Origin of the sequence: Flavobacterium shii (genome assembly GCF_025847235.1) — a bacterium.
In the GTDB taxonomy this organism is placed as follows: domain Bacteria; phylum Bacteroidota; class Bacteroidia; order Flavobacteriales; family Flavobacteriaceae; genus Flavobacterium; species Flavobacterium shii.
In genome coordinates, this window is the sequence record NZ_JAOZEW010000005.1 from 36,725 (window position 1) to 62,357 (window position 25,633).

Annotated in this window: 23 protein-coding genes and 2 tRNA genes; 9 read left to right on the plus strand and 16 right to left on the minus strand. The window is 32.2% G+C overall.

The window, feature by feature from the left end; all coding sequences use genetic code 11:
* Positions 1 to 125 precede the first annotated feature (125 nt).
* Entirely contained in the window at positions 126 to 1,433 is a 1,308-nt protein-coding gene (locus OIU83_RS06465; protein ID WP_264205454.1) for a hypothetical protein, read from the plus strand.
* On the opposite strand, the gene OIU83_RS06470 is transcribed toward OIU83_RS06465, so the two are convergent.
* The 5 genes from OIU83_RS06470 to OIU83_RS06490 form a co-directional block, all read right to left on the minus strand.
* Entirely contained in the window at positions 1,430 to 1,954 is a 525-nt protein-coding gene (locus tag OIU83_RS06470; RefSeq protein WP_264205455.1) for a hypothetical protein, read from the minus strand. The genes OIU83_RS06465 and OIU83_RS06470 overlap by 4 nt on opposite strands.
* Positions 1,955 to 2,073: 119 nt before the next feature.
* On the minus strand, positions 2,074 to 2,931 hold the full coding sequence (locus OIU83_RS06475) for a helix-turn-helix domain-containing protein (RefSeq protein WP_264205456.1): 858 nt from the start codon (positions 2,929 to 2,931) through the stop codon (positions 2,074 to 2,076).
* A 56-nt stretch (positions 2,932 to 2,987) separates the two neighbouring features.
* Positions 2,988 to 3,737, minus strand: coding sequence for a DeoR/GlpR family DNA-binding transcription regulator (locus OIU83_RS06480; protein WP_264205457.1), 750 nt, complete (start codon positions 3,735 to 3,737; stop codon positions 2,988 to 2,990).
* A 31-nt stretch (positions 3,738 to 3,768) separates the two neighbouring features.
* Entirely contained in the window at positions 3,769 to 4,434 is a 666-nt protein-coding gene (locus OIU83_RS06485; protein WP_264205458.1) for an HAD family hydrolase, read from the minus strand.
* 13 nt (positions 4,435 to 4,447) lie between these two features.
* Positions 4,448 to 5,614 (minus strand): MFS transporter, encoded by a 1,167-nt coding sequence (locus OIU83_RS06490; RefSeq protein WP_264205459.1) that lies wholly within the window; start codon positions 5,612 to 5,614, stop codon positions 4,448 to 4,450.
* A gap of 491 nt (positions 5,615 to 6,105) precedes the next feature.
* Between OIU83_RS06490 and OIU83_RS06495 the strand changes: the two genes are divergently transcribed.
* From OIU83_RS06495 to OIU83_RS06505, 3 genes are all read left to right on the plus strand, one after another.
* Entirely contained in the window at positions 6,106 to 7,245 is a 1,140-nt protein-coding gene (locus tag OIU83_RS06495; RefSeq protein WP_264205460.1) for a helix-turn-helix domain-containing protein, read from the plus strand.
* A 156-nt stretch (positions 7,246 to 7,401) separates the two neighbouring features.
* Positions 7,402 to 8,871 carry a serine hydrolase domain-containing protein gene (locus tag OIU83_RS06500; RefSeq protein WP_264205461.1) on the plus strand — a complete coding sequence of 490 codons (1,470 nt, stop codon included), beginning with the start codon at positions 7,402 to 7,404 and terminating at the stop codon, positions 8,869 to 8,871.
* Between the two features lie 333 nt (positions 8,872 to 9,204).
* Entirely contained in the window at positions 9,205 to 10,029 is an 825-nt protein-coding gene (locus OIU83_RS06505) for a hypothetical protein (RefSeq protein ID WP_264205462.1), read from the plus strand.
* Positions 10,030 to 10,145: 116 nt separating this feature from the next.
* Here the strand turns inward: OIU83_RS06505 and OIU83_RS06510 are convergent, their stop codons facing one another.
* Positions 10,146 to 10,541, minus strand: coding sequence for a helix-turn-helix domain-containing protein (locus tag OIU83_RS06510; protein ID WP_264205463.1), 396 nt, complete (start codon positions 10,539 to 10,541; stop codon positions 10,146 to 10,148).
* A 172-nt stretch (positions 10,542 to 10,713) separates the two neighbouring features.
* Between OIU83_RS06510 and OIU83_RS06515 the strand changes: the two genes are divergently transcribed.
* Positions 10,714 to 11,085: a hypothetical protein gene (locus OIU83_RS06515; RefSeq protein ID WP_264205464.1), complete on the plus strand. Its 372-nt coding sequence runs from the start codon at positions 10,714 to 10,716 to the stop codon at positions 11,083 to 11,085.
* Positions 11,086 to 11,146: 61 nt separating this feature from the next.
* Here the strand turns inward: OIU83_RS06515 and OIU83_RS06520 are convergent, their stop codons facing one another.
* From OIU83_RS06520 to OIU83_RS06530, 3 genes are all read right to left on the minus strand, one after another.
* Positions 11,147 to 11,701, minus strand: coding sequence for a porin family protein (locus tag OIU83_RS06520; protein WP_264205465.1), 555 nt, complete (start codon positions 11,699 to 11,701; stop codon positions 11,147 to 11,149).
* 88 nt (positions 11,702 to 11,789) lie between these two features.
* Positions 11,790 to 12,929 carry a helix-turn-helix domain-containing protein gene (locus OIU83_RS06525; protein ID WP_264205466.1) on the minus strand — a complete coding sequence of 380 codons (1,140 nt, stop codon included), beginning with the start codon at positions 12,927 to 12,929 and terminating at the stop codon, positions 11,790 to 11,792.
* Positions 12,930 to 13,586: 657 nt separating this feature from the next.
* Positions 13,587 to 14,525: a TolB-like translocation protein gene (locus OIU83_RS06530; RefSeq protein WP_264205467.1), complete on the minus strand. Its 939-nt coding sequence runs from the start codon at positions 14,523 to 14,525 to the stop codon at positions 13,587 to 13,589.
* Positions 14,526 to 15,309: 784 nt separating this feature from the next.
* Between OIU83_RS06530 and OIU83_RS06535 the strand changes: the two genes are divergently transcribed.
* Positions 15,310 to 16,182, plus strand: a complete 873-nt coding sequence (locus tag OIU83_RS06535; protein ID WP_264205468.1) for a class I SAM-dependent methyltransferase — start codon at positions 15,310 to 15,312, stop codon at positions 16,180 to 16,182.
* A 107-nt stretch (positions 16,183 to 16,289) separates the two neighbouring features.
* Here OIU83_RS06535 and OIU83_RS06540 read toward each other — a convergent pair.
* The 3 genes from OIU83_RS06540 to OIU83_RS06550 form a co-directional block, all read right to left on the minus strand.
* Positions 16,290 to 16,370: transfer RNA gene (locus OIU83_RS06540), tRNA-Tyr, on the minus strand.
* 79 nt (positions 16,371 to 16,449) lie between these two features.
* Positions 16,450 to 16,527 (minus strand) — tRNA-Val (locus OIU83_RS06545).
* Between the two features lie 193 nt (positions 16,528 to 16,720).
* Entirely contained in the window at positions 16,721 to 17,956 is a 1,236-nt protein-coding gene (locus tag OIU83_RS06550; protein WP_264205469.1) for a bifunctional folylpolyglutamate synthase/dihydrofolate synthase, read from the minus strand.
* Positions 17,957 to 18,087: 131 nt separating this feature from the next.
* Between OIU83_RS06550 and OIU83_RS06555 the strand changes: the two genes are divergently transcribed.
* On the plus strand, positions 18,088 to 18,783 hold the full coding sequence (locus OIU83_RS06555; protein WP_264205470.1) for a MotA/TolQ/ExbB proton channel family protein: 696 nt from the start codon (positions 18,088 to 18,090) through the stop codon (positions 18,781 to 18,783).
* A 3-nt stretch (positions 18,784 to 18,786) separates the two neighbouring features.
* Positions 18,787 to 19,182, plus strand: a complete 396-nt coding sequence (locus OIU83_RS06560; protein WP_035619731.1) for an ExbD/TolR family protein — start codon at positions 18,787 to 18,789, stop codon at positions 19,180 to 19,182.
* A 69-nt stretch (positions 19,183 to 19,251) separates the two neighbouring features.
* On the opposite strand, the gene OIU83_RS06565 is transcribed toward OIU83_RS06560, so the two are convergent.
* The 4 genes from OIU83_RS06565 to OIU83_RS06580 form a co-directional block, all read right to left on the minus strand.
* A complete protein-coding gene (locus OIU83_RS06565; protein WP_264205471.1) occupies positions 19,252 to 20,154 on the minus strand; it encodes an energy transducer TonB in 903 nt (300 codons plus the stop codon).
* 435 nt (positions 20,155 to 20,589) lie between these two features.
* Positions 20,590 to 21,816, minus strand: coding sequence for a Glu/Leu/Phe/Val dehydrogenase dimerization domain-containing protein (locus OIU83_RS06570; protein ID WP_264205472.1), 1,227 nt, complete (start codon positions 21,814 to 21,816; stop codon positions 20,590 to 20,592).
* A 123-nt stretch (positions 21,817 to 21,939) separates the two neighbouring features.
* On the minus strand, positions 21,940 to 22,515 hold the full coding sequence (locus tag OIU83_RS06575) for a chalcone isomerase family protein (protein ID WP_264205473.1): 576 nt from the start codon (positions 22,513 to 22,515) through the stop codon (positions 21,940 to 21,942).
* A gap of 631 nt (positions 22,516 to 23,146) precedes the next feature.
* Complete coding sequence (locus OIU83_RS06580; RefSeq protein WP_264205474.1) at positions 23,147 to 23,722, minus strand: chalcone isomerase family protein; 576 nt, start codon at positions 23,720 to 23,722, stop codon at positions 23,147 to 23,149.
* A gap of 467 nt (positions 23,723 to 24,189) precedes the next feature.
* Between OIU83_RS06580 and OIU83_RS06585 the strand changes: the two genes are divergently transcribed.
* Positions 24,190 to 25,332, plus strand: coding sequence for an acyl-CoA dehydrogenase family protein (locus OIU83_RS06585; protein WP_264205475.1), 1,143 nt, complete (start codon positions 24,190 to 24,192; stop codon positions 25,330 to 25,332).
* The last annotated feature ends 301 nt before the right edge of the window (positions 25,333 to 25,633 follow it).

The following is a 25,633-nucleotide window of genomic DNA, read 5'->3' on the forward strand; positions in this document are numbered from 1 at the left end:
ATCATAAAAAGATAGATCAGTTATGGTATTTTAATTTGTGTAAGTTTTTTAGCTAAATAATAATCCGGTCAAATTTTAGATTAATTTATTATCAGTACTTTTGGACTGATTAATCTATTTGAATTTTGAAAAAAATAATATTACTACTGCTATTGCTTTTTTGCGTAAGCATGTCTGCTAAAGAAATAAAAGAAACATCTGGTAGTTTTACTAATCAAGTGGCGTCGTTAAGCGATTCGCAAAAAAGTATATTGTATGAATTTGCTGTTTTGCAAAATAATGGTTCTGATGCCGATGTGTATTGGTCAAAACATAAAAGTCAGTTTCCGGTATTTAGTAATGATGTAAGGGATGGATTAGCCAAAGAAATTTTTGCAAATTCCCATGTGTTGTATATTCCTGTAAAGGATTCGCCTATCGAATTATGGATGCGTGCGCAATCACTCACAACCTGGATGTTGTATTTAGCTGCATTTATTGCGGTATGTGCGGTGATGGGATTGTTGCGCAATTACTGGGGTTTAATTATAAATATACTTATAAAACAATTTGCACCTTTGTTCAGGGTATTGTTTTCGGAAATTTTACTTACCTATGAATTACTGTTAATTGGTGCTGTTTGTATTGTTTTTGGGTGTCATATAGATGATATGGTGTTTCGTACGGTTGTGATACATGTTGGTGTTTTTTTGATATGGAGTCAGTCAACTGCCATTTTTACTAAAAAGTATCTGGTTAGAAAGTATATTTACGAAATAAAAAATAATTTCTGGGAAAATGAAAAATGGGAAGTGGTAAAGACAATTTTTCTTCCTGCGGTTTTTGTTACAGCGGCTATTTTGTGTGTATTGTATAAAGTACCAGGTGATATATTTTATAATTATGAAGTTGTTTTAACGAGTCTCGTGGGTATTTATGCTTTGCCTATTTGGCGTCCAATTGAGAAATATATTTATCCTATCCTGATTCCTTATAAGGATACTTATATAGAAAAGAGCATTTATGCGCTTGCAACTTGCACTGTTCTGGCATTACTGATTGATACTTTGTTTGTATGGCTATCAAATGTTGATTTATCTTATGTGATAACGGCTTTAACATCTTTGCTGATTATATCATTTTTAATTTTGTCTCTTAAGGTTAATTACCAACACAATTATAAAAATTATTTTTACTTGCAGTTTGTTATAATTCTTTTCTTTTTATCTGTTTTGTTGTATAGTTATCATATTCAATCGGGTGAAATGATTTGGGTATCATTGCTTGGGGCTTGTATTTTTATTGTTATCAAGTATTGGGAAATTCCAACGTTTTTCTTTAGTTGGAAAAGACGAAATGGTTCGATGGCGTGGGGTTTTTTAGGAATGGCCGTTTTATTATGGTTGCTTGCTAAAGGGATTTTGTATGTTTCGCATTTGTTATACGTGGTTTAGTTTTTGTGTTGAAAATGTATTTCTTTTTTTAGATATATTTCTTTTTGGAGAGTATCTTCCTGAGTGTTTTCTTTAAAATAAAATTCTTTGTACTCTAGTGATTCCAGTGTTTTTATTAAGACAGTATCTTCTTCCAGGGCTTTAACCCAGATTAAATCGTACTTCCTTTGTGTTGCAATTTCCTCGGTGCGTTTAAAAAGAGTTAGTATTTCTTCCTGACTAAAGTAAATAACATGGTCAATGCCAATCGGTTTATCGGCTCCAAGATTTTGGTTGTAGAGTCTTGAGGAATTCAGTTTCATGAAAGATAGCGGAGTTTCGCCTTCGTAAACGGTTAATATTTCGACTGAAAAATCATTCTGTATTTTAAATATTTTTTCGCGAGAGAGGTTTTTTGCTGCATATTCTTCGCCTGATGTTTTGGATTGGCTAAATAAATCGCTGTAGAAACGTTTGGCTTGATTTTCCATCCAGGCAACATTTTCAAGAATTATAACTACAAATTTTGCAACTTTAGGCATGTCTTTATTTTTTATCAATTACTAAATTATTATTCAGCAAAGCTGCGTTTATTAGTGCAGTTTATAAAGGGCTAGATGGTGTATATGTTGGTCATAAAGGCGGTAGTGCTTTATGATATTTAATCCTTCTTGCGGTATTCCATTGGGGATAAACCAGTGTGGTTTTTGAAAAATTTACCAAAAACAGATTGGTTGGTAAAGTTTAGTGTATCGCTTATTTGGTTTATAGTTAAGGATTTGTTTTGTAATAATACTTTTGCTTCCAGAATTACGACATCATTTATCCATTCTCCGGCAGTTTTTCCGCTAATGCTTTTAATTACTTCCGATAGGTATTTGCGTGTTACATTTAATTGATCGGCGTAATATGTGACTGTTCGGTGGGTTGAGAATTCTTTGAAGAGAATTTCTTTAAATTTTTCAAACAACGGGTTTTGAGTTACGCTATTCGAGATTTTTTCTTTTATACTATCAAGTTCATATATTAGTATATAAAGATAACTTCTTAAAATGGCGGCTTGATGGTTGGTGTTGGTATTTGTTGCTTCTTGAATTAGATTGAAAATTTTATCAAATTTAATTTCAGTCTTTTTCTCAAGATTGAATACATGCATTTGGCTGTTTTCGAAAAAATCGTATTGTGTCAGGAAAAAGACATTAGCCTGATTTTTGAGGAAAAATTGAGGTTTAAAGAAGATAATATCAATTAGAATTTCATCACTATTTTTTGCAAAGCTTCTTATTACGGTAGGGGATAATGCAATTATTGCCGGAGCATGAATTATAGTTTTTGTAAGTCTCGTTTGCATTATGATGCTGCCTTTTATCAGGAATTCTATGGCGTAACTTTCTGCTCGATAGGGTTCTTCTATATAGGGATGACTCTGTGTTTGAATAAAGAAGTAATCGTCTTCGTTGTTTATTGTTGTGAATAAGCTTTTGTGATGTTCAAGGGAATATGTTGTGATTTTGTTCATCAAAGAGACTTTTGTTTTAAATAACTTTTTTAAAAAGTGTGTAACTTTTAGTATTGTTAGATTAATTTAATTCCCAAGCTTCTATAAGAATCGAGTACACTGTCATCGCTTGGTAAATCTGTAATAAGAGTGTTTATATCTTCAAGATCACAAACTTTAAATGGTTCTGTATTGTTTATTTTTTCAATGTTCCCTAAAGCAATTGTTCGCTTAGAATTGGCTAACATTATGCATTTTACTTCTGCTTCATCATTAAAAGTTGCCGATATTCCAAATTTACTCTGTATTGCACATGCGCCCATAAAGTAAACATCGGCGATATAGCTTCTAGTTTCTTCACAAGTTTTAGAGCCCAAATTAGTTTCAGTGTGTCTATTATAAATACCTCCTAAAATAATAATTTCGATATCTTTAAATTTCTTCAGGATTGGTATGAGTGCTATATTATTAGTTACAATTCTTAGATTTGAATTCAATGGAAGATGAGAAGCTATTGCGCACACAGTAGTGCCACCGTCCATAAAAACTGTCTGACCGTTTTTAATAAATTGTTGCGCTTTTAGGGCAATTATCTGTTTGCCATCCGAAAGGTATGACGCTCGATCTTGAAAATTCAAAGGATTTTTTGATATTGAAATTGCCCCCCCTCTAACTTTTGATAATAGCCCATTATTGTGGAGAAGGTCAATATCTCTACGTATGGTATCTTCAGATACTTTGAGGTCTAGCGCCAATGTATCATAAGTTACTTTGCCTTCTTGCTTCAGTAATCCAAGTATGTGGTCAAAACGTTCTTCTTTAATCATGGAATTTTATTATTAATACAAATATAGTAGGTTAAACAATTTTTAAGAGTTTTGATAACTGATTAATTTCTTCAAAAACAACTGCACCCATATCTGTCATTCCTTTTTTATTGAATCCATTAGTAAGTCCGTATACGTTAAAACCGTCTTTTATCCTGTCTTTTATTTCGGAAATATTATCCACAATCACAACACATTGCTTCGGTTGATATCCCATAGTCTTTGCAGCATCCAGATATAATCTATTGTTTGGATTACTGTTTGTTATTCCGCAGGTTGTAAATGTTTTTTCAGGAGGAAAAAAATGATGTAGGTTTGTTGATTTTAGATTAAGTTCAATTTTCCCCCGAGGGATATCGGATACTATACAAAATGGAGTTTTTAGTAGTTCAAGCATTTCTTTGACTCCTTCTTTGGGTTCAAGCCCTTGTCTTAATTCGGTGTATATTTTTTCTTCCAGCTCTTTTTCAAAGTCGACAGGAAGATTAATCTCAAAAAGATTTTTAAGAAGTATTATGTTTTGTTCTATTCCTTTTTCGCTAAAGAGACGAACAGCTTCATCCAGTTCTATGTTTATTCCATGTTCTTCGGCTTTGTCTAGGAGAACAGAAATTATTATCGTTTCTGTATTTAGTAGAACAGTATCATGATTAAATATAATACACTCGGGAACCTGAGGAATTTTTTTATTTTTCATATCTTAAAATATTTTATTCCTGTTTTTTTAACCTATAAACTGTTGCCACCAATACCAATAAGACGCCGCAGAAGCCTAATGCTATCGGTAAAGAGAATAAGTTTGCAATTAAACCAAGTAAAGCAGGTCCTGCCAATTGTCCTGCATATCCCATAGTCGTAATAGCAGGAATTGAAACTGTTGGGGATATGTCCTTTAATCTGCCGGCTTCACTTAAGAAAACAGGAACAATATTAGCTGCTCCTAACCCTAAAAGGATAAAGCCAAATAATGCTGTTATAGTCCATGGAGTAAATACTGCCAGAAACAACCCTGAAGCAGCAACGAGACTTCCTGTAATGATAACTATTTTACCGTTAAAACGCGATACTATTTTGTCGCCTGCCAAACGCATTGTTGCCATGGCAATTGAAAACATTGCATATCCTATTCCTGCAAACTCTTGGTTGATACCTCGGTTTTCATGTAGGAATAGTGCGCTCCAGTCGAGCATTGCGCCTTCTGAAAGAAAAACGACAAAACACATAATCCCCAGAAAAGCGACACTCTTTTTTAGCCAAGAGAAAGATTTTATTTTGGTTTCTTTTTCTGAAGTAAAACTCTTTATAGCAGCTTTTTCGGTCGCCATATCAAAAAGAGAACGATATTGTGAGGAAACAATCAAGATAAGTAGCATCGAAATACTTACCGCAGCTGTAATAGGTTCTAGACCTAACTTCATTAAGAATCCTAAGCCTAAAGAGCCAAAAAGTCCACCAATGCTAAAAAGCCCATGTAGAGAAGACATTATAGGCTTACCGTATAGATTTTGTACCTGAACACCATGTGAATTCATGGCGACATCTACCGTACCAACCGATGCACCAAAGATAAATAATGCGATGCCCATTGTTAATGGAGTGTTTAAGATTAATAGTAATGGTAGTGTTGTTGCCATAAGCAATGTGGCGCAAAGAATAACGATCCTGTTGCCATATTTGTGTCCCAGATACCCGCTTACAGGCATCATGGTTATTGCGCCACAACCTAACATTAGGAGTAGTAAGCCTAAACTGGCATCATCAAGGTTTAATCTTTGCTTTGCATTTGGAACCATTGGTGCCCAGCTTGCTATTCCTAATCCGCATACTAGAAACATTGCTTTTGTTGCATTTTTAGCTTTAACTATATTGTTATTCATAATTCATCTATTTATAATATTTGCAAATTAATGCAAATATGCATTAATTTGCAAATATTATTTAAGTAATTAAATTTTAATGATGAGAAGAGCGAACTTCTGTGTTAGGTAAAAAGTAAGAAAATTGTAAGTAATTGTGGTTATAGGTTTGATTTAATCCTTGTGTTGAGAATTTGTAATCAGACACTCGTAATAGTGAGGATTAAATGAAGAGTTTTTTATGAAAATATAAGATATAATAAGCTTCTTACGAACCTGTTTGCGAATTATTTTTGCAGGATTTAAAGAAAAATTTCAATAAGATAATGCTTAGAAGTCATTTGTATTTCTGTTTAAAAGAGTTGATAAATTGTAGTAAAAATATTTATTATATTCGCTTGAAGAAAAACTAGCTTTTTGTGTAAAGCGAAATCTATATTTTGAAGGCTTGCTTATTTTGCATAGCAATTGGAAAAAATTATGAACCTTAATAATGTTAAAAAATATAATGAATGGGTAAGATTGATTTATTAATTATTGTAACGGTTGTTTCCTTGTTTATTTCATTATTTCTTGCTTTTTTTTTGTTTGCAGTTAAGACAAAACATAAGATAAGTAATTATCTTTTTGCTACTTTTTTAATATTATCAGCGATAGATACCAGTCAGACTTTATTTAACTTAATAGTTGATAAACCTTCAAATTTTGGAATGTTAAGAGGTTTATGTGCTTTCTTGCAAATTCCTGTTTTTTACCTTTATGTATTATCTGTTTGTTACTCTGATTTTAAGCTTAAACCTAAACACTTATTGCATCTGCTTCCATTTGTAATTGCAAATGCAATTTTGATACCTCGTTTTTATGCCGTAGATGTTGCTTCTAAGATTAATTTTATTCAAAATTATCAAAATAAGATTGAAATACAGTTCAATCATATACTTATACATGTTCAGTTAATTGTATATATTATTGCTGTTTTTATGGTTTTAAGAAAGGCAAAAAAACTATATCTCGAAAATTGTACAGGTACAAGTATTAGTTCTTATAATTGGCTGTTTCAGTTTACAGTTGTATTGACTATTCTGTATTCGGGTGCTCTTTTAAAAAATGTTTTCAAGTTCTCTGATTATCCCTACGTTTCTGAATGGATAAAAATTGGACTCCTCGTATTTCAGTTATTTATTGTTTGTTGGTATTTATTTAAAGCATTAAATAATCCTGGATTGTTCAGGAGTATTGATTCAAAATTACAACTGGTTTCAGATATTGTTTTAGAAGAAAAAAATAATGCACAATTGGCTGTAAGTGAAAAAGAATACAATGAGGATTTATTAAAATTGCAGCAATATATGGCCGAAGAAAAACCATTTCTAGATCCTTCCTTAACAATTCAGGATGTTTCTAAGGGTATTGCAATTCCTGTTAGGGATCTCTCGCTTTTAATTAATCATAGGTTAGAACAGCATTTTTACGATTTCATTAATACCTATCGTATAGAAAGTGCTATGAATATTTTAAAAGATGTTACAAAAAGTAAGGTCACTATTTTAGAAATTTTGTACGATGTAGGTTTTAATTCAAAATCTTCTTTTAATACTGCTTTTAAAAAACACACCGGTTTTACTCCTACAGATTATCGCAAAGCATTGTAATTTATCGCTTTGTAGTTACTCGTACTTGTGTTTTTAAATATTCGTACTAGTTTTTAAGAACAAATGCGTTCGAATATTTTTACTCGGTCGCGTAGGTTTAACTTCTCCAGCATCTTTGTATCGAAATAAATTCTTAACCTTGAAAATTACGATACAATGAAAAACATTATCTATTTATTACTTCTTATAGTAACAGTTGCAAGTGCTCAAACAAACAAAAAAGTAGCATCAAAAGAGAAAGATTATAGCTTTCTTACAGACAGTTTAAATATTGATAAACAATTAGAAAAGTATAAACTGGCAGGATTTAGTCTTGTTGTTTTTAAAGACTACAAGATTGTTTATACAAACCAATTTGGTGTAAAATCAATAGATTCTAAAGAGAAAATAGATCAAAACACTGCTTTTTCTACAGCTTCAATTTCTAAACCAATCACTGCGCTTCTTTGTTTTATGCTCGAAGAGAAAGGATTGATTAATTTAGACGATCCTATAGATGGTTATCTAAAACGCTGGCATTTGCCAAAGAGTAAGTTTATCGAAAATAACCGCCCAACGTGGAGACAATTTCTTAATCATACGGCTGGTACAACACAAAGCGGATTTGCAGATTATTATGAAGGAGATACAATCCCGACAATAAAAGAAAGCCTTTTAGGAAAGATTCCGCGCTATGATAAAGAAATTGATTTCTTGTTTACGCCAGGAACGGGTTGGGCGTACAGCGGTGGTGGTTATGTAATTGTTCAGATGGCATTAGAAGATACTTTTAATAAATCTATTGCAGAATTGGCGAAGGAATATATTTTCTCTCCTCTTGGATTAAAAAATACTACAATGATACAGCCTAATGAAAAAGGATTCCCTAAAAATGTAGCACTCGTTCATGACGAAAATGAAAAGGTTATTAGAACAGGTTTGCCAATCACGCCACAAGTTGGGCCGTCAGGAATGTGGTCTACACCGACAGATTTAGCTAAGCTTGCTATCGAGATGCAAAATGCCTTACGTAATAAAAACAACAAAGTGATTTCTTATAATGTTGCAAAAAAAGTAACAGAAGTAACTGCTTTAAAAGATGCTGTTGGTGGGTGGAGTTACGGATGGCAAAAGTCTTTTGGTTATAATAACTATGATTGGTTTATATGTAATGGTTCAAATACAGGAGTAGGAGGTAGTGTTTTTGCTACTATGACAGATGGAAACGGATTTACATTTCTTACCAATGGCGAAAAACCGAATCGTTTTCCTGTGATGGGACAGACACAAAAAAAACTTCTTAGCCTGATGGATTGGAATGGAAAAGAATCTAATGAGGAAATTCAGGAAATGCCTGCAAGTTTAAAAGAAAAACTAATCGGAACTTATGATGATTTTCTTTATGCACAGGGAGTGGAAACCAAAATTGTAGAAAAGAATAATCGTCTTTATGTTGAATCTATGCTATTGGATCATTTTAAAGGGAAAAATGATAATGAGTTGGTGTATCTTAAAAACGGATTATTTAAAATTATAGATTATCCAAACTTATTAAAATTTGATTTCAGCAACGGAAAGCTTAGTTCTGTAACCTTAATGAGAGATAATCTGACGAGTGAAGTATCGGTAGTTGCTAAAGTGAAATAAACTATTAGGATTGATTGAAGATTTTATTTTTACTTTTAGTTGTTTAATTGTTGTTGAAAAAAAAACTCCATTAGAAATAATGGAGTTTTTTGGTGGTTATTAAGAGGTTGTTTGTGTGGTATATATTCCTTTATTTATTTGAAATGAATGCTTACAAAATATATTAAATATTTTGATTTGTTTATGTTTTATTACTATTACTTTTTTGGGCAAAACATTTCCTATATTAGCAGAAAGGAAACTCATTTGTGCTCAAGTATTAAAATTATTGCAAATATTTGGTTTATGTTTGATATTGATAATTGAGTGGAAAACTTTGAAAAACACTACAATATGTATACAAAAATACTATTAATTCAAGAAGTTCTTGAAAATGATAAACCAGATTTTCGCTTAATAAAATCTGATTACTTCCAATGGACTTTCGAGCATCGGAGAACCAAGTCAAATGATGATCCGGATTATTTCCCATTTCTTATTTTTGGTGAAAACTTAAATGTTATGCGTCAAAATCCAGGAGCTGAAACAAAAATTTTTAAAAATAAAAATGAATTAACTTTTATAGATAACTATTGTGTTCCAGCAGGATTTACAATTGCTGTTTTATTTCCAAAAAATTATATTCCAAAAGCTTTGAAATTCAAGGATAAATCAATTATACCAGTAAATTATCAAGGACAATTCGTAGCTAAAGCTCCTGGACAGTTTGAAATCGCATATAATTTTTTAGAAAAAAGATGCGCAATAATATTCAACATCCATGAGAATGTTTGTTTCGGGTTTAAATGCAAAACTATAAAAGTTGAAGATGAGGATTTTCCGCGAACAGAAAATACTTATGCGGATGAATTTTTTGAAGTAAGTATCGATGCAGAACTGCTTAAAGTTGAAGTTATTAGAAATGAAGATTTGCTTATTATTAATGAAGTTCTCAATACTACAGATTTAGAGGATTTAAAAAATTCTATAAATGAAGTGTTAATTTCATTAAAAGACGGGAATAAACCGAAAGCTAAATCTGCTTTTGACAGATTTACGAAATATGTTTTAAACGGTACATCATTGACGGGAAATCTTACTAAGATAATTGACTCTTACAATGAGGGAGGTACTCCGCAAAAATTTGTCGCGAGTTTGTTAGAGCATATAAATTGGTAAAGAGGTTTGGTTGTGTATATTCACAATCCGTGGTCATAATATTGGTTTGAAATTTTTCAAAAACCATAAAAAAAACTCCATTAGAAATAATGGAGTTTTTGGTAGTTTTAAAAGGTTTATTTTCCTTTTAATAATTTTTCTAAATATTCAATCTTTTCTTTTTCAGATTGAAGTAAACGTTCGTAAAGTTCAACTACTTTATCAAGTGGATTGAATGAACAATTATGATTTACGGTTGGACCACTGTTAATTACTGCTCCTTCATAATTATTTTGAATGTTATTTAAAACTGTTTCGTCGCTATAATTTTTAATTGCTTCTGCTGAAACTCCTAAAATATTTGCAATTGCTTGTAATTTATCTTCTTCTACAGTCTCGCTTCCTTCAATATTAGATATAGATTGTTGGCTTACTCCAATTGCAGTAGCCAAAGCCTCTTGTTTCATACCACGTAGCTCTCTAATTCGGCTAATATTTCGGCCTATATGTTTTGGTTTTGTTGCTGTGCTCATAGTTCAAAGATATTTAAAATTCTTTTAAAAAACTGGTTTTGGTAAAAAACAAGTGCCACTTGGTAAGATACAATTCATAATGGTTCGATACAGTACTAAGTCGTCTTTCCTTGCGTGTAATAAACAAAAATAGAGAATATAAGTAATTGTTTAACGTGTAAAAAACAAAATTATGGGAGCACAAGAAATTAAAAACTCTGAGGACTTTAAGCGATTAATCGCGAGGTATTTCACGACAATAAAACCCACAAATGATAAAACGGGTATTTATATCGCAGAAATCAGCGTGTCTGGTTACTGTGAGCTTTCATATGTTATTTCTAATATCCTAAAATTATGCATTCTGGCATTAGATCATGAAACACTTGGAATTTCAAAGACAGCCAAAGATTCTTCTATCGATATTGCATTAATATTAAAAGTAGTTACGCAGTTGCTTCCTATAGATGAAATAGAATTTCTGGATGAGATTAATAAAATGGTTGTTACGGATCTTGATTTAGTGGATTTGGAATCTGTGCTCAGAACAGTAAATTGTGAGTGAAAAAATAAGACATAAAAAAACTCCATTATTTCTAATGGAGTTTTTGGGATATTATTAAGCTTTAGAAAAAGAAATAACCGACAGATACTTGAAATACGCTGTTTTTATTTTTAAAAGAAGAATTATCTACATTATTAATATCAGTTAATCCTAGATTATATCTTACGCCAAAATTAAGTCCATTGTCAAGTTTATAGCCTAAGCCAAAATTAACACCAAAATCAACAGTATTAAACGAATCTTTTACGTTTGTCTTTTCATTTTTGGCGGCAAGTAAAAAGCCTATTTGCGGTCCGGCTTCAACACTCAATCCTTTTGTTACATAATATTTTCCCATTAAAGGAATGTTCAGATAACTTAAGGCAATTGTATTATCATTGAAACTATATCCCTGACCAGAATACATTAATTCAGGTTGAAAAGAGAATTTATCTGAAATTGGAATTTCTGATAAAACACCAAAATTAAATGATGTTACAACATCAGCATCTTTGGTATTATCTCCGCTGATATTTGCAAAGTTTAAACCTCCTTTAACGCCAAATTTAATTTTTTGGGCATTAACATTTGTGAATCCTAAAACTGTAACAACAGCTAGTAATAAAAATTTTTTCATAAAAATTGATTTGAATTATTTGAAGCCAAAAGTCGCATAAGAAAAAGTAGAAAAGGTTTCAAAAGCTTAAAATTGGATAAATCGGTACCTATTTGCTGGTGTTTTTGTATTCATTTGGTGTCTGACCAGTAACTTTTTTAAAGGCTTTATAAAAAGTCGTTTTTGAAGTAAAGCCAGATTCTAATCCCATCGTCAATAAATTATAGTTTTCATATTCAGAATTTGAAATCATTTCCTTAACAGCTTCAATCCGATAGTTATTTATGTAATTGGCAAAGTTATCCTCTGTTATCGTGTTTATAATTTGTGAAACATATCCTGGGCTTATGCCTAGTTTTTCGGCAACTTTTTCTCTGTTTAATGTACTATCAGTATAAATGTGCTGATCCTTGCAAAGATGTTCTAGTTTTTGAAAATAAAGATTATCTGCTGTGATAGATTCTCTATATTCTTCTGGTACAATATTTTCTGCAATTTCCAGATTGCTATACGAAATAGCTAAATCTTTATTATTTAGAAAATTGTAAATAGCACCTTTGTCTTTGGCTAGTTTGTATTTGTAAATGCCTATATAAGCTGTCCAGTGAATTATGAATGTTGCAGATAAAGCTAGGACGTTCATAGTAGGGGAGATGTCATATTGAAAAAATAAGCCGGCTAGGCAGGTAATAAGCCAAGCAAATAACAATGAAGAAATAATTGTTAATAAAGTAATTGTCCATTTTTTTTCCTGTGAATCTTTTAAATGCCTTATCATAAAATAAGAGTAAAGCGGCAGAAATGGGATGAATGTAACGGCTAAAAAAAGTTGAATCAGACCAAGTGTTGTAATTAGATTGATGCCTGACTCGGGAATAGTATAAATTCCAGCAACACGATCAAGATCGTATGTAATATTAAGGACAGCGGAGTAGGTAAATGGAATAAAACACAAATAAATTTTTTGTTTGCTTTTTACAGTATCATCAACCCGGTTTATAATAAATAGGAATATGAAAGCAGGTATTAGAAATACCCACTCGATGTGGTCAATAAAGCGTAGAAATGGATAGGAAGTAAATGCGTCTTCAATCTCAAAGACATGATTCAGTAAAATAATTGAAAGTGTAAATATTAAGTATGCCAGGTATTTATTTGAATTACTATTGAATAAGGAAGACTTTAAAATAATTAAGCCTAAGACTATTCCCTGAAAAATCGCAATATTTAAAAGTGTTGTGTAAATCAAATTTTTAATATAAAAGTTGTTTTTTTGATTTGTTTTGGGATATCATGGTAATTAGGAATTTTTTAAAATATAGCCTATTTCATACGAATTGATGAGGCGAAATTATGTTAATACTGATGACTTCCTTAATAGATTAAGAAATGATTAACTAAAATGATTTATTAATTTGTATAAAAAAATAGCCCTAACTCTCCAAAGTGTTCCTGATAAAAGCTATGCTAATATATCTGACTTTGTGCAATTTTTTTAGTGGTTATAAATTGTACATTTCTAAAAATATCCCGATAGCGTGGATTTACAATCCGTGTCTGCAAAAGATTTTCAAGAAATGGAAACATAAGAGAGGCTGTCTCAAAACAAAAAAAGGATGTCTCTTTTTATTTTGAGACAGTCTTTTCTTGGTGTAGTGTCAGGGATTGTAGTCAAAGACTTAATACCAATTTTGACGTTTTTCGATAATATGAAATAAAAATATTTTGATCTGAAAATAATTATGTGCAACTATGTAAAAAGTTTTTATTTAATTATTGTTTTAAAACCTATAGCCTAAATTAAAAACAAATCTCGTAACATGATTGTGTGATTTTTTGTTATTGAAAACACTACCAGAAATAATTAAATGACGTAATACAAATGTCGGAAGAAAATTGAAAAATGTTATAAGTATTCAGAAATATCAATCCAGGCAATAGAATTATGAATATGTCCGGGATATATTGCACTAAAAATTAGTTTACTACCATTAGGGAAGAATTTTGGGTGTTGTGCATTAAGTTTACCCGTTGGGTCTGTCAGTCTTACGGGATGGTTTTCAGGCTTACTTAAATTAAATAAATAGATTGCGTAGCAGCCATCTCGGTTGCTCTCGAAAGCAATATAGTTTCCATCTGGTGAAACAGCAGGGGCTCGTCCTTGAAAACACTTCTCAGGGTGATTTAAATTTGCTAAAGGCTCCATAGGCATCGATAAAAATTCTTTGCCGTCTTCGACATTAAGGAAAATATAGTTTTCATTCTGATTGTAACTAGTATTACCTTCGCTTGAAGCCTGGCCAGCAAACGCAATTAATTTGGATTTATTTGGGAAAACTGCAGGCATGCCGCCAAGCACTGCATTGCCATTAATATCCTTACCGTTCATGTTGGCAATAATAATATTTCCGTGAACATCTAATAGTGTACTCCGCGGATGTGACGGCTGCTTACTGTTCATTACAACGAAACCTTTAAATGGTGGATTAATGGCCCATTGCGGATAAATACAATTAATTGTATTTTTAATCTGTTTTAGGTTGTTACCAGTGGCATCAACTGTCCAAACAGTAAGGTTGCCCCCATGTTCTAAATTTAAAGCTATCGTATCGTCAGTCCAAGCAGGTCTGGTTTGTTGGAGGGAATCACAGTTATTAAGAAAAAGTTGTGGAACAGGCTTGTTTAGATTATGGACAATAAAGAGCTTGGTGGACAACGGCCTCAATTCAGAAGCGTAGGATGTTCGTTCAAATACTACAGCTTTACCGTCCGGACCAATAGCTGGTCGGTAGTCATTAAAACTGCCTTCTAATGTAATCCAATTTAGTGATGGATAATCGTTCATATTTTGATGGGTGTTATTGATTAAATAATCAGTTTTTACATTCACCAAAAGCAGACTTGCTGCTTGGAATCATAATATTCAAAATAAATATTATGGAACTTATAGATAAGAATACTTTATGTTATGTCAAAGTAGCCAATAATCTACGAACTACGATATTAAGATATGATTCCTTCAATTTCAAAAAAGGATTATAAAGTACTCAAAATTAGAATATTTTTATTCTTGGACTATACGTAAAAATACGTGATTTTAATAAACAGTTATAAAAGCTGATACGAGAAAAACAGCCATTTTATTTTGACAACAAAAGTACAAATGCTCCAGCCGAATCATTCAGTGCTAAAATAAAAGCATTTCGGTCAAGATTCAAAGGTATTGGAACTATAGAATTCTTCTTTTTCTGACTAACTAATATTTATGCTTAATTTTTATCGCTTCACAGATTTTGGTATTGATTCTCTAATACTTATGATTTGCAATCTGTGGACACTCGCTAAGGCATAAAAAAATTCCTTAATTCCTTAAGAAGTTTCTGGGTGGTCCTTACGAGCCTGTTTATGAATCATTTTCTACATGATCTAAAGAAAATTTCAATGAGGGGAGGATGAGGAATTATTTTTATTTATCTTAAAAAGGTTAATGAATTGTAGTGAAAATATTTCTTATATTCGCCTGAATAAAAGTATCTTATAGCTAAAATTCGACAAAAAAAAGTTGCATTGATGCCATTTTATGGCTGGAATAACTAAGTTAGTGGTAATAGTAATGACACATAGAAGATATGAAAATAGACAAAACAAGTCGGACAGCTCAATATATGGCTTTATTTAGGGCATTGGAAACAAAACACATTTCAAACGATAAATTGTTTTCTGACCCTTATGCCATACACTTTCTCGAAGCTAAATTGAGATTTGTTACCCGTATGTCTAGATTTCCTATTCTAAGGAAATATATAAGCAAAATTATTCAGAAGAAAATTCCAGGTGCATTTTCATCAGGAATTGCAAGGACGAAATATATTGATGATTTGTTGCAATCAGCGATTATAAATGGAGTAAAACAAGTTGTTATTTTGGGTGCAGGCTTTGATACGAGAGCGTTACGCCTTGATTTTCTTCAATCACTTCCTGTAATAGAAATTGATCATCCAAACACTTCAAACTTTAAAGTCGGAGTATATAAAAATCGTATTAGTCATGTTTCTAAAAATATTAATTTTTTCCAAATTGACTTTAATAAGCAAAATCTAGAACAATTAGCCGAACAGCATAATTTTGATTTTACAAAACCTACCGCTATAATTTGGGAAGGTGTCACAAATTATTTAACTGAAGATGCAGTAAAAAATACTTTTGCATTTATTTCAAAATTTGCAAAGAATACTCATGTAATTTTTACTTACATCCATAGAGAAATTCTTGAAAATCCAGATTCTTTCATAGGTGGAAAACAACTTTTAAGAAATCTAGAAAAGCTTGAAGAACAGTGGACTTTTGGTTTTTTTCCAGAAGAATTACCAAATTATTTAAATCAATTTGACTTGAAACTTATTGAAGATCTTGGCGCAACCGAGTATCGTGAAAAATATTTGCCAAATCGAACAGAAAATGGATATGAGTTTTATAGAGTGGCGATGGCTATAAAGGAATAACTGTTTTAAAAGAAAAAAACCTATGAATCTTTCGATTTACAGGTTTTTAAATGTTTCGGGGTTTGAAAAGATTGATAAAGTTGCCTTTTACTTCTTTTGCCCTTTTGTGGGGAGAGCAGGATTCGAACCTGCGAAGTTCACACAGCAGATTTACAGTCTGCCCTCGTTGGCCGCTTGAGTATCTCCCCAAATCCGATTGTGTGGATTTCAAATCCGTGGACACTCGGTAAGGCATAAAAAAACTCCTTAATTTCGTAAGGAGTCTTTTGGTGGGCGATGAGGGGTTCGAACCCCCGACCCCCTCGGTGTAAACGAGGTGCTCTGAACCAGCTGAGCTAATCGCCCTATTTTACTAGGTTGCTATCGTTATGTGATTGCGAGTGCAAATATAAGACTGTTTTCTGCATTACCAAAACATTTTTAAATAAAATATAATAATAATTTACAGTTAGTTTTTATGCTATTGATATTTAGTTATTTGGAAATGAATTTTTTTTAATAAATTTTTATCATCTGGCTCAAAAGATTCGTTTTTGAACTATTCCTCTTTGTTTAATGGCAATTCGGCTACTACAAATGTGCTTCCTCCCACAAAAATAAAGTCGTTTTTGGTCGCATTTTCCTGTGCTGCGATAAAAGCATCCGAAACTGAATCGTAAGTTTTACCTATTAAATCATATTTTTTAGCATTTTCCTGTAAAATTAATGTGCTTAAACCTCGAGAAGAGTTAGGACTACAGAAATAATATTGTGCTTTTTTAGGAAATAGGGGCAAGACAGAATCTAAATCTTTATCATTTACAACTCCTAATACAATATGTAAGTTATTAAAAGTCTCCTTCTGGATTTGGTTCATTACTATAGCTAGGCCATTTTTGTTATGAGCCGTGTCGCATATTATTTTAGGATCCTTGCCAAGTTGTTGCCATCTTCCTTGTAAACCTGTATTGGCAACAACGTTTAATAATCCAGTTTTAAGATTTTCGTCGGATATTTTAAATTCATTTTGAGTATTCAGGATATGGATAGTTTCCTGAACAGTCTTTTTATTATGTTGCTGATAATCGCCAATTAAATCAGAAGGGTAAACTTCGGTAATTAAATCTGAGGCAAAATATATTTCAGAATGAGTCTCTTTTGCTTTAGCTAAAAAAACAGGTTTTGTTTCGGGAGTATATTCTCCAATTACTACAGGTACATTTGGTTTAATTATTCCTGCTTTTTCGCCTGCAATTGCTGCTGGAGTTGTTCCTAGAAACTGAGTGTGATCTAAGTCGATATTGGTAATAACAGAAATCAGGGGAGTAATGACATTAGTTGCGTCTAATCTTCCGCCTAAGCCTACTTCTATTATAGCGATATCTACTTTTGCAGTAGCAAAATAATCAAAAGCTAAACCTACAGACATTTCAAAAAAACTCATATCATTAGATTCAAAAAAAACTTTGTGTTTGCTTATGAATTTAGAAACAAAATCTTCTGAGATTTCTTCACCGTTAATTTTAATACGTTCACGAAAGTCTTTTAAATGTGGCGATGTATAAAGCCCGACTTTATAACCAGCTTCTTGCAATACCGAAGCAAGCATATGAGAGGTAGATCCTTTTCCGTTTGTTCCAGCCACATGAATACATTTTAATGAATTTTGCGGATTGTTTAGATGGTCAACCAATAGTAAAATGTTGGTTAAGTCTTCTTTATATGCCGAAGCCCCTTGTAGTTGGTACATTGGGAGTTGGTTGAACATCCATTCGGTAGTTTCTTGATAGTTCATTTATTTTGAGTAAAATAGTTGTTGATTGAAATAATTTTCGTTTTTTTTAGTTTAATATAACAGCGAAAAGTATCTTTATTGCAAAATTGGAATATTTTTTAGAATTAATTATCAAATACAAGAATTAATATATGTTTAGCTTCATTCAATTACAAGCGGATACTATTGCAAATGCCGCATCTAACGTAGTTATCGAAAAAATTGCACCAAATACAGAGATTTCTGTTTTAGGATTTATTTTAAAAGGGGGATTTTTCCTGATTCCAATTGCCATCTTATTATTCTACACTTTTTACGTTATCATCGAACGTTATTTATACATAAGTAAAGCTTCAAAAATTGACCCTAGATTAATGATGGATGTAGGTGTAAACCTTAATTCTGGTAATCTAGATATGGCGAGAAGTATTGTAGAAAGAAGTAATACTGCTGCTGGAAATATTCTTAAAGAAGGTGTTCTGGTTATAGGAAGACCAATTGCCGAGATTGAATCGAATATGGATCGTGCTGCCGATATTGAAATAGGAGAGATGGAAAGACGTTTAGGTCACCTTGGTCTTATTGCAGGTATTGCACCAACATTAGGTTTTATTGGTACTATTTCGGGAGTTATTAAGATTTTTTATAGCATTTCGGTTACAGAGAATATTAGTATTGGTAATATTTCTGGTGGTTTATATGAGAAAATGATTAGTAGTGGTTCTGGTTTAATTGTTGGTATTATCGCTTATAGTGCATACCACCTGTTGAATGGGAAAATTGATGATTTCGCATTAAAAATTCAAAAGCAAATACTTGAATTTGTAAACATAATTCAAAGATCATAAGATATGTCTATTAAAAGAAAAAGAAGATTTCATGCCGAGGTGGCAACTTCATCGCTAAGTGACATTATGTTTTTCTTGCTGTTGTTTTTCTTGATTATATCTACATTGGCAAATCCTAATGTTATAAAAATGACATTGCCAAAAGCCAAAGCAAACGAAAAAACAAACAAACAATTTATAAGCTTATCGGTTACAGAAGATAAAAAATTTTACATTGATAAACAGCCAGTAGATTTTGAAGAGTTAGAAACAACGTTAATGTCTAAATTAGGTACAGATAAGGAGCAAACAGTAATCGTAAGGATTCCGTTTAATCTTCAGGTACAAGATTTGGTAGATGTGTTACAAATAGGGGTTAAAAACAATCTTAAGTTTGTTATCGCAACAAGTCCTAAGTAAGTTAGGATTATAGTAATAAAAAAGGCTTTCTGAAATTTTCAGAAAGCCTTTTTTATTGTCTTATACTTTTTAATTTAAATTGAAATTGTAAATAATCTTACCAACTTGTTTTTCGGGAGCATCGCTACTAGCATCCCATTTTGTATTCATAGCTGCTATTTTAGCTTGATCTAGTAGACATTTTGCTGTGTTTGTAGTTCCTTTAATTCCTGCAATAGCGCTTATCGTTCTTCCGTTTCGGTCTACAGAAACTTCTACAACTACTCTTCCTACTTCGTTGCAGGTATAGTTTGGAGCTGGTTTAGATAATGCCTTTCTGTTTCCAAGAGAATAACCTGATCCACCACCAGAACCACTTCCTGATCCTCCGCCACTTCCAGAACCGTATCCGCTACCTGTTCCTATACCGTTGCCAGTTCCGTTTCCTCCGCCGGTTCCACCGCCAGAACCTCCAGTTCCATAATATCCGTTAGAACTTAAACTTCCATTTGATTTTCCTTTGTTTCCTGAGACTTTATCATCGCCATCGCCACCTTTATTAGAGCCTTTTAAAAGACTTGATAAGGCATCGTTAGTCGAATTCGAAACTTTAGGTTTTTCAACAACAGGTTTCGGGTCGGGTTTGGTAACTGTTATAGGCTTTTTGGTTTTTTCCTTTTCAGGAATAACAACGCTTTCTTCTGTAGAGTTTTCTTGTGTTAGTGTAGCTTCTTCAGGAGTTGATTTTACAGGCGTTTGTTTTGCGTGATTTTTAACTTCTAGAACTTCACTTTTGAAATTTGCACCAGAGCCCAGATCGCTATCACCAAAGTTTACGGTAACGCCACCACCTCCGCCACCTCCAGCGAGTTCGGTCAGACTATTTGCTGGTGGCCAAAATCGGATGAAGAACAACAATAATAGTATTGTTGCATATATAAGGGTAGAGAGTAGTAATGATTTCTTTTTATCTGAAGAAATGGATGAACTCATTTTTATGCTGAATTTTTATAAGTGTATTAGTAAAACGCATAAAATTACTGAAAATTGTTTACAATCAAAGGGAGTAAGGGATTTAACCGCAAAGTTTTTAAATATTTGGCCTTGGGTATTTAACTGCAAAGGTTTTAAATCTATTGGAGAGAATTAACCGCAGAGAGCGCAATCCCGAAGCTTCGGGATACACAAAGATCGCAAAGGTTTGGAACAAGGTTAATTTTTTTAATCCTTTAATCTGTGGCGAGAAAAAATTAACCACAATGCGCGCAAAGGTTTACGCAAGGTCACAAAGTTTTTAAAATGTGGTAATCTTTTTAATTCTTTTAATCTGTGGCAAGAAAAAATTAAAGACAAAGTTTATGAATAAAAAAAACGAACCAAATCGATTTTAATCTAATTCGGTTCGTCTTTAAATTGTGGTATAAAAAATTATACTAATTGTTTCAGTGCAATTTCAAATGCTGTTGCACTGATATTTGTTTTTGATGCATTTAAAGCGTGGGCTTTTTGGATTGCATTTTTTATAATATCCGAAGTATCATTAAAGATTGCTTCATCGGTCATTTGTACTTTCTTTTCCATGAAATATGCAAAAACACGAGCCATTCCACAGTTAGAAATAAAGTCAGGAATTAAACTCACTTTACTATCTACTTCTTCCATGATAGAGCCAAAGAAAATTTCTTTATCGGCAAAAGGTACATTTGCACCACAAGAAATTACTTCAAGACCATTTGCAATTAAAGCATCGATTTGATTTTGAGTTACCAATCTTGAAGCAGCACATGGAGTGAAAATTTCGGCTCCGATTGTCCATATCTTTTCATTAATTTCTTCAAACGGAATCATGTTTTGAGCAACAAGTTTGTTACCATCTTTTGCTAAAAATAATGCTTTGATTTCTTCAAAAGAAAAACCTTCTTCGTTAATCAAACCACCATCTCTATCGATAATCCCGATTACTTTTGCGCCCATATCTGCCAAGTAAAAAGCAGCTGCAGAACCTACATTTCCAAAACCTTGTACAATTGCTTTCTTACCTTTTACATCACCACCATAAGTAGCGTAAAAATGACGAACAGCCTCAGCAACACCAAAACCGGTAATCATATCGGCTACAGTATATTTTTTGGTTACATCTGGTGAGAATTTAGGGTTTTCGATTACCTTGATTACACCCTGACGTAATTGTCCAATTCGGTTAATTTTATCAGCTTCGGTAGGTTTAAAGTGTCCGTTAAAAACTCCTTCTTGTGGATGCCAAACACCGCATTCTTCGGTCATTGGAATTACTTCGTGAATTTCATCAACATTTAAATCGCCACCAGTTCCATAATAACTTTTTAGTAATGGAGAAACTGCTTTGTACCAGCGTTGTAAAACACCTTTCTTTCTTGGGTCATTTGGATCAAAATTAATACCAGATTTAGCGCCACCAATCGCAGGACCAGAAACTGAAAATTTTACTTCCATTGTTTTTGCCAATGATAAAACTTCGTTCATATCCAAACCTTTTCGCATACGAGTACCACCACCGGCAGCCCCACCTCGAAGAGAATTAATTACTGTCCATCCTTCGGCTTCAGTTTCAGAATCCTTCCAATTGAATACGATTTCAGGTTCTTTATTTTCGAATTTCTTTAATAAATCTTTCATTTTCTGCGATATGTTTAATTTTCACAAATATAAAAAAATGGATAATGCGAAATGTGTATTTAGTAAAATATTTCAGATGACTTATTTTATGTTAAATTTTTAACTAAAATTCTTTAAAAATAATTATTTACCTAATAACTGATTCTTTAGTTTTTCATCAGCAGGTTTATCAGATAACCAGATTCCGAAGAGTGCTTTTTTGAATTCAAGTCCCTGAATTTTTCCTTTTAACTGATTGTTTTTATAAATCCAAACAGAGGTGTCTGAAGGAGAATATACAAGTTTAAAAATATTTTTTTTATTGATATCACCCATAAAGTAGCTTTTGAATTCTTCTATTTTTGGTCGTAATGTTTCTATGTTGCCTGCGTATGTTTTTTTGAAATTATCATCTATTGCTTTCATTAATTTCGCTGAAGATACTGTTGCAGAAGTAACTTCAATTCTAACGCCCATTGGTGTATCGCTATCCAGAATAAATTTTGGATCTTGGCTCAATTGAGATAAATATAATGCTTGAAGATATGTTCCTGGCCACATTGTCGATTTTCCACCACCACCATTTAACGATAATGTTTTACTTTGAAATTGAATTGTTCTCGGTATTGTTACTCCATCAATAGTGAAGGTTTTTTGAGCTGCTACAGTCGAGAATTGTAAAGTAAGAATTAATGTAAATAAAAGTAATAAGTTTTTCATTGTATGGTATTTTATGATTTTTGCTAAAATACGCCTAATTTATATGTTCTTAAAGTATTTTGCGTCCCATTTTTCAGGAAATGCCTTATACTTAAGTATTTTGAAAACAGTATTTATTTGTAAATCAGTATATTGTAAAACAAGAATAATCCCGAAACAAGAGAAGTTTTCTAGAGTTGTTATACCAGTTAAAAAACCTATTTAGTTTTGCGATTTTGATATTATAAGAAGTAGAAAAACAAAAGTTACTTTAAGTTTAAGAATCTTGTTTTCAGGAATTATGATGTTTGTATTTGATTAAAGAAATTGGATTTATCTAACCAAAAAATGATTTTAAACAACGATACAATTTATAAAAACAGGTCTGTTTTTATAAGGTAAAAAGTACATATAATTTTCGGGATGCAATAATTTGCAAAATCCAGTAATTTGCTTGTAGCTTAAATACTATAATATTTGATTGCTAGTAGTAGAAAATCTATATGAATCCGAATTGTATCAATCAGTCGAGGATTTATTTTGAGGAGAATTAAAAGAATGCAATCTATTAAATACAGCTTCTCTAGTTTTCTTTACCCAATGAAGCTGTATTTGTTACTGATGTTTTTTTTAATCAAATTATTAGAGAGGATTATTTACCTAATAATTGATTTTTCAACTTTTCATCTGCAGGTTTATCAGATAACCAGATTCCAAAAAGGGCTTTTTTGAAATCAAATCCCGGAATTTTCCCTTTTAAAACGTCATTTTTATAAACCCATACAGAGGTGTCTGTTGGAGAGTAAATAAGTTTGAAAACATCTTTTTGTGTGATTTCATCACTTAGTAAACTTTTGAATTCTTCGATTCGTGGTCGCAATGCTTGTAGGTTGTCTCCAGCCGATTTTTCGAAACCACTATTCATGGCTTTTGTTAATTTGTTTGAAGATACCATTGAAGAAGTAATTTCAATACGAATTGCCATTTCTGTATCGCTATCGATAATAAATTTTGGATCTTGACTTAATTGTGATAAGTATAATGCTTGGACATATACTTCTAACCACATTTTTGATCTTCCGCCAGCGCCATTTAATGATAAAGTTTTACTTTGAAATTGCATTGTTCTTGGAACCGTAACGCCATCAATATTGAAAGCTTTTTGTGCCATAACATCTGTAAATTGCAAAGTTAAAATTACTGTAAGTAGTAGTAAAATTTTTTTCATCTTCTTGTAATTTATATGGTTTTGACAAAAAATACTTTTAATTTCTATATTTTTAAGAAAAAATAGTTGTCTTTTTTACGAAAATGACTTCTGTAAGAATACTTCTACTTGAAACTTATTGTTTTGGCTGTTAGTAGTTTATGCTGTAATGGTGTTTCTCCTGCTGTACTCTTTTTTAACTTCGGTAGCACTACTTAAATTATTTATTTTATATTGTAATTATAATAATTCAAAAAAACCTAAAGTTAAACTTGGGGATTTTTAAATTGTTAATTTTTGGTCTTTAATTCAAATTATATGTGTACTTAATCTACGTCACGACGCGAAGTTCCTGACATTATTACGATAACGTTATAGTAATCTGTTGTGATCGATCAAAAAAACTTTGCAAAATTGAAAATTTCAGTATAAAAAAGTACCTTTGAGCACATTTTTTGAACAAAAAACAACTTTTATTTTATAATACTATGGATTTTAATCTTACCGAAGAGCATTTAATGATACAACAAGCCGCTAGAGATTTTGCTCAAAACGAATTGTTACCTGGTGTGATAGAAAGAGACGAAAAGCAAATTTTTCCGACGGAACAAATAAAAAAAATGGGACAACTCGGGTTCATGGGAATGATGGTTGATCCTAAATATGGTGGAAGTGGTTTGGATACTATTTCATACGTAATTGCTATGGAAGAGATTTCGAAAGTTGATGCTTCGGCTTCTGTAGTTATGTCGGTAAATAATTCATTAGTTTGTTGGGGACTTCAGGCTTTTGGAACCGAAGAACAAAAACAAAAATACTTGCCAGGATTAGCTTCTGGAGAGATTCATGGTGCCTTTTGCTTAAGCGAGCCTGAAGCTGGTAGTGATGCCACATCACAAAAGACTTCTGGAATTGATATGGGCGACCATTATTTAGTAAACGGAACCAAGAACTGGATTACCAATGGTAATACGGCTTCTGTGTATATTGTAATTGTACAAACTCATGCCGAGAAAAAGCATAAAGGAATCAACGCTTTAATTATGACTAAGGATATGGCAGGTTTCTCTGTTGGTCCTAAGGAACAAAAAATGGGGATTCGTGGATCAGATACGCATTCATTAATGTTTAATGATGTAAAAGTGCCAAAAGAAAACCGTATTGGTGAGGATGGATTTGGATTTAAATTCGCCATGAAAACATTGGCAGGAGGAAGAATTGGTATTGCATCTCAGGCATTAGGAATAGCTTCGGGAGCTTATGAACTTGCTTTAAAATATTCAAAAGAGCGTAAAGCTTTTGGAACAGAAATTTGCAATCACCAGGCAATTGCTTTTAAATTAGCTGATATGGCGGTAAATATCGAAGCAGCTCGTCATCTTTGTATGAAAGCGGCTTGGGATAAAGACCAGCATAATAACTATGATGTAAGTGGTGCTATGGCAAAATTATTTGCTTCGCAAGTTGCTATGGATACTGCGGTAGAAGCGGTGCAAATTCATGGAGGAAACGGTTATGTGAAAGAATATCATGTAGAGCGTTTTATGCGTGATGCAAAAATTACTCAGATTTATGAAGGAACTTCTGAGATCCAAAAGATAGTTATTTCCAGAGCTGTTATCGCCGGATAATTAAAACTACAAAATTTATATTTAAACCCTTTCAGCTTTCTGGCTCGAAAGGGTTTTTTGTTTTTGGGATATAACTACAATTCCCATTTATATTAAACAGAAAAAAAATCACTTTTTTTTCTGTTTTAGAAAACCATAAACTAATTTAAAACGTAAATGATATAAAAGCCATCAACAAGTTTTATAAAATAGGAATAATAACTCAATTTATTGTGTTTTGGGAGCCATGCCCGAAATACGGTATTTTTTGATAATTATCTGTGGAGTTTTATTCCTATTTCATGTCCAAATAGGTGTGATT

Coding starts and splice junctions, on each gene's coding strand:
- OIU83_RS06470 (WP_264205455.1), bottom strand. CDS start 1,954: ATGCCTAAAGTTGCAAAATTTGTAGTTATAATTCTTGAAAATGTTGCC.
- OIU83_RS06475 (WP_264205456.1), bottom strand. CDS start 2,931: ATGAACAAAATCACAACATATTCCCTTGAACATCACAAAAGCTTATTC.
- OIU83_RS06480 (WP_264205457.1), bottom strand. CDS start 3,737: ATGATTAAAGAAGAACGTTTTGACCACATACTTGGATTACTGAAGCAA.
- OIU83_RS06485 (WP_264205458.1), bottom strand. CDS start 4,434: ATGAAAAATAAAAAAATTCCTCAGGTTCCCGAGTGTATTATATTTAAT.
- OIU83_RS06490 (WP_264205459.1), bottom strand. CDS start 5,614: ATGAATAACAATATAGTTAAAGCTAAAAATGCAACAAAAGCAATGTTT.
- OIU83_RS06495 (WP_264205460.1), top strand. CDS start 6,106: ATGGGTAAGATTGATTTATTAATTATTGTAACGGTTGTTTCCTTGTTT.
- OIU83_RS06500 (WP_264205461.1), top strand. CDS start 7,402: ATGAAAAACATTATCTATTTATTACTTCTTATAGTAACAGTTGCAAGT.
- OIU83_RS06505 (WP_264205462.1), top strand. CDS start 9,205: ATGTATACAAAAATACTATTAATTCAAGAAGTTCTTGAAAATGATAAA.
- OIU83_RS06510 (WP_264205463.1), bottom strand. CDS start 10,541: ATGAGCACAGCAACAAAACCAAAACATATAGGCCGAAATATTAGCCGA.
- OIU83_RS06515 (WP_264205464.1), top strand. CDS start 10,714: ATGGGAGCACAAGAAATTAAAAACTCTGAGGACTTTAAGCGATTAATC.
- OIU83_RS06520 (WP_264205465.1), bottom strand. CDS start 11,701: ATGAAAAAATTTTTATTACTAGCTGTTGTTACAGTTTTAGGATTCACA.
- OIU83_RS06530 (WP_264205467.1), bottom strand. CDS start 14,525: ATGAACGATTATCCATCACTAAATTGGATTACATTAGAAGGCAGTTTT.
- OIU83_RS06535 (WP_264205468.1), top strand. CDS start 15,310: ATGAAAATAGACAAAACAAGTCGGACAGCTCAATATATGGCTTTATTT.
- OIU83_RS06550 (WP_264205469.1), bottom strand. CDS start 17,956: ATGAACTATCAAGAAACTACCGAATGGATGTTCAACCAACTCCCAATG.
- OIU83_RS06555 (WP_264205470.1), top strand. CDS start 18,088: ATGTTTAGCTTCATTCAATTACAAGCGGATACTATTGCAAATGCCGCA.
- OIU83_RS06560 (WP_035619731.1), top strand. CDS start 18,787: ATGTCTATTAAAAGAAAAAGAAGATTTCATGCCGAGGTGGCAACTTCA.
- OIU83_RS06565 (WP_264205471.1), bottom strand. CDS start 20,154: ATGAGTTCATCCATTTCTTCAGATAAAAAGAAATCATTACTACTCTCT.
- OIU83_RS06570 (WP_264205472.1), bottom strand. CDS start 21,816: ATGAAAGATTTATTAAAGAAATTCGAAAATAAAGAACCTGAAATCGTA.
- OIU83_RS06575 (WP_264205473.1), bottom strand. CDS start 22,515: ATGAAAAACTTATTACTTTTATTTACATTAATTCTTACTTTACAATTC.
- OIU83_RS06580 (WP_264205474.1), bottom strand. CDS start 23,722: ATGAAAAAAATTTTACTACTACTTACAGTAATTTTAACTTTGCAATTT.
- OIU83_RS06585 (WP_264205475.1), top strand. CDS start 24,190: ATGGATTTTAATCTTACCGAAGAGCATTTAATGATACAACAAGCCGCT.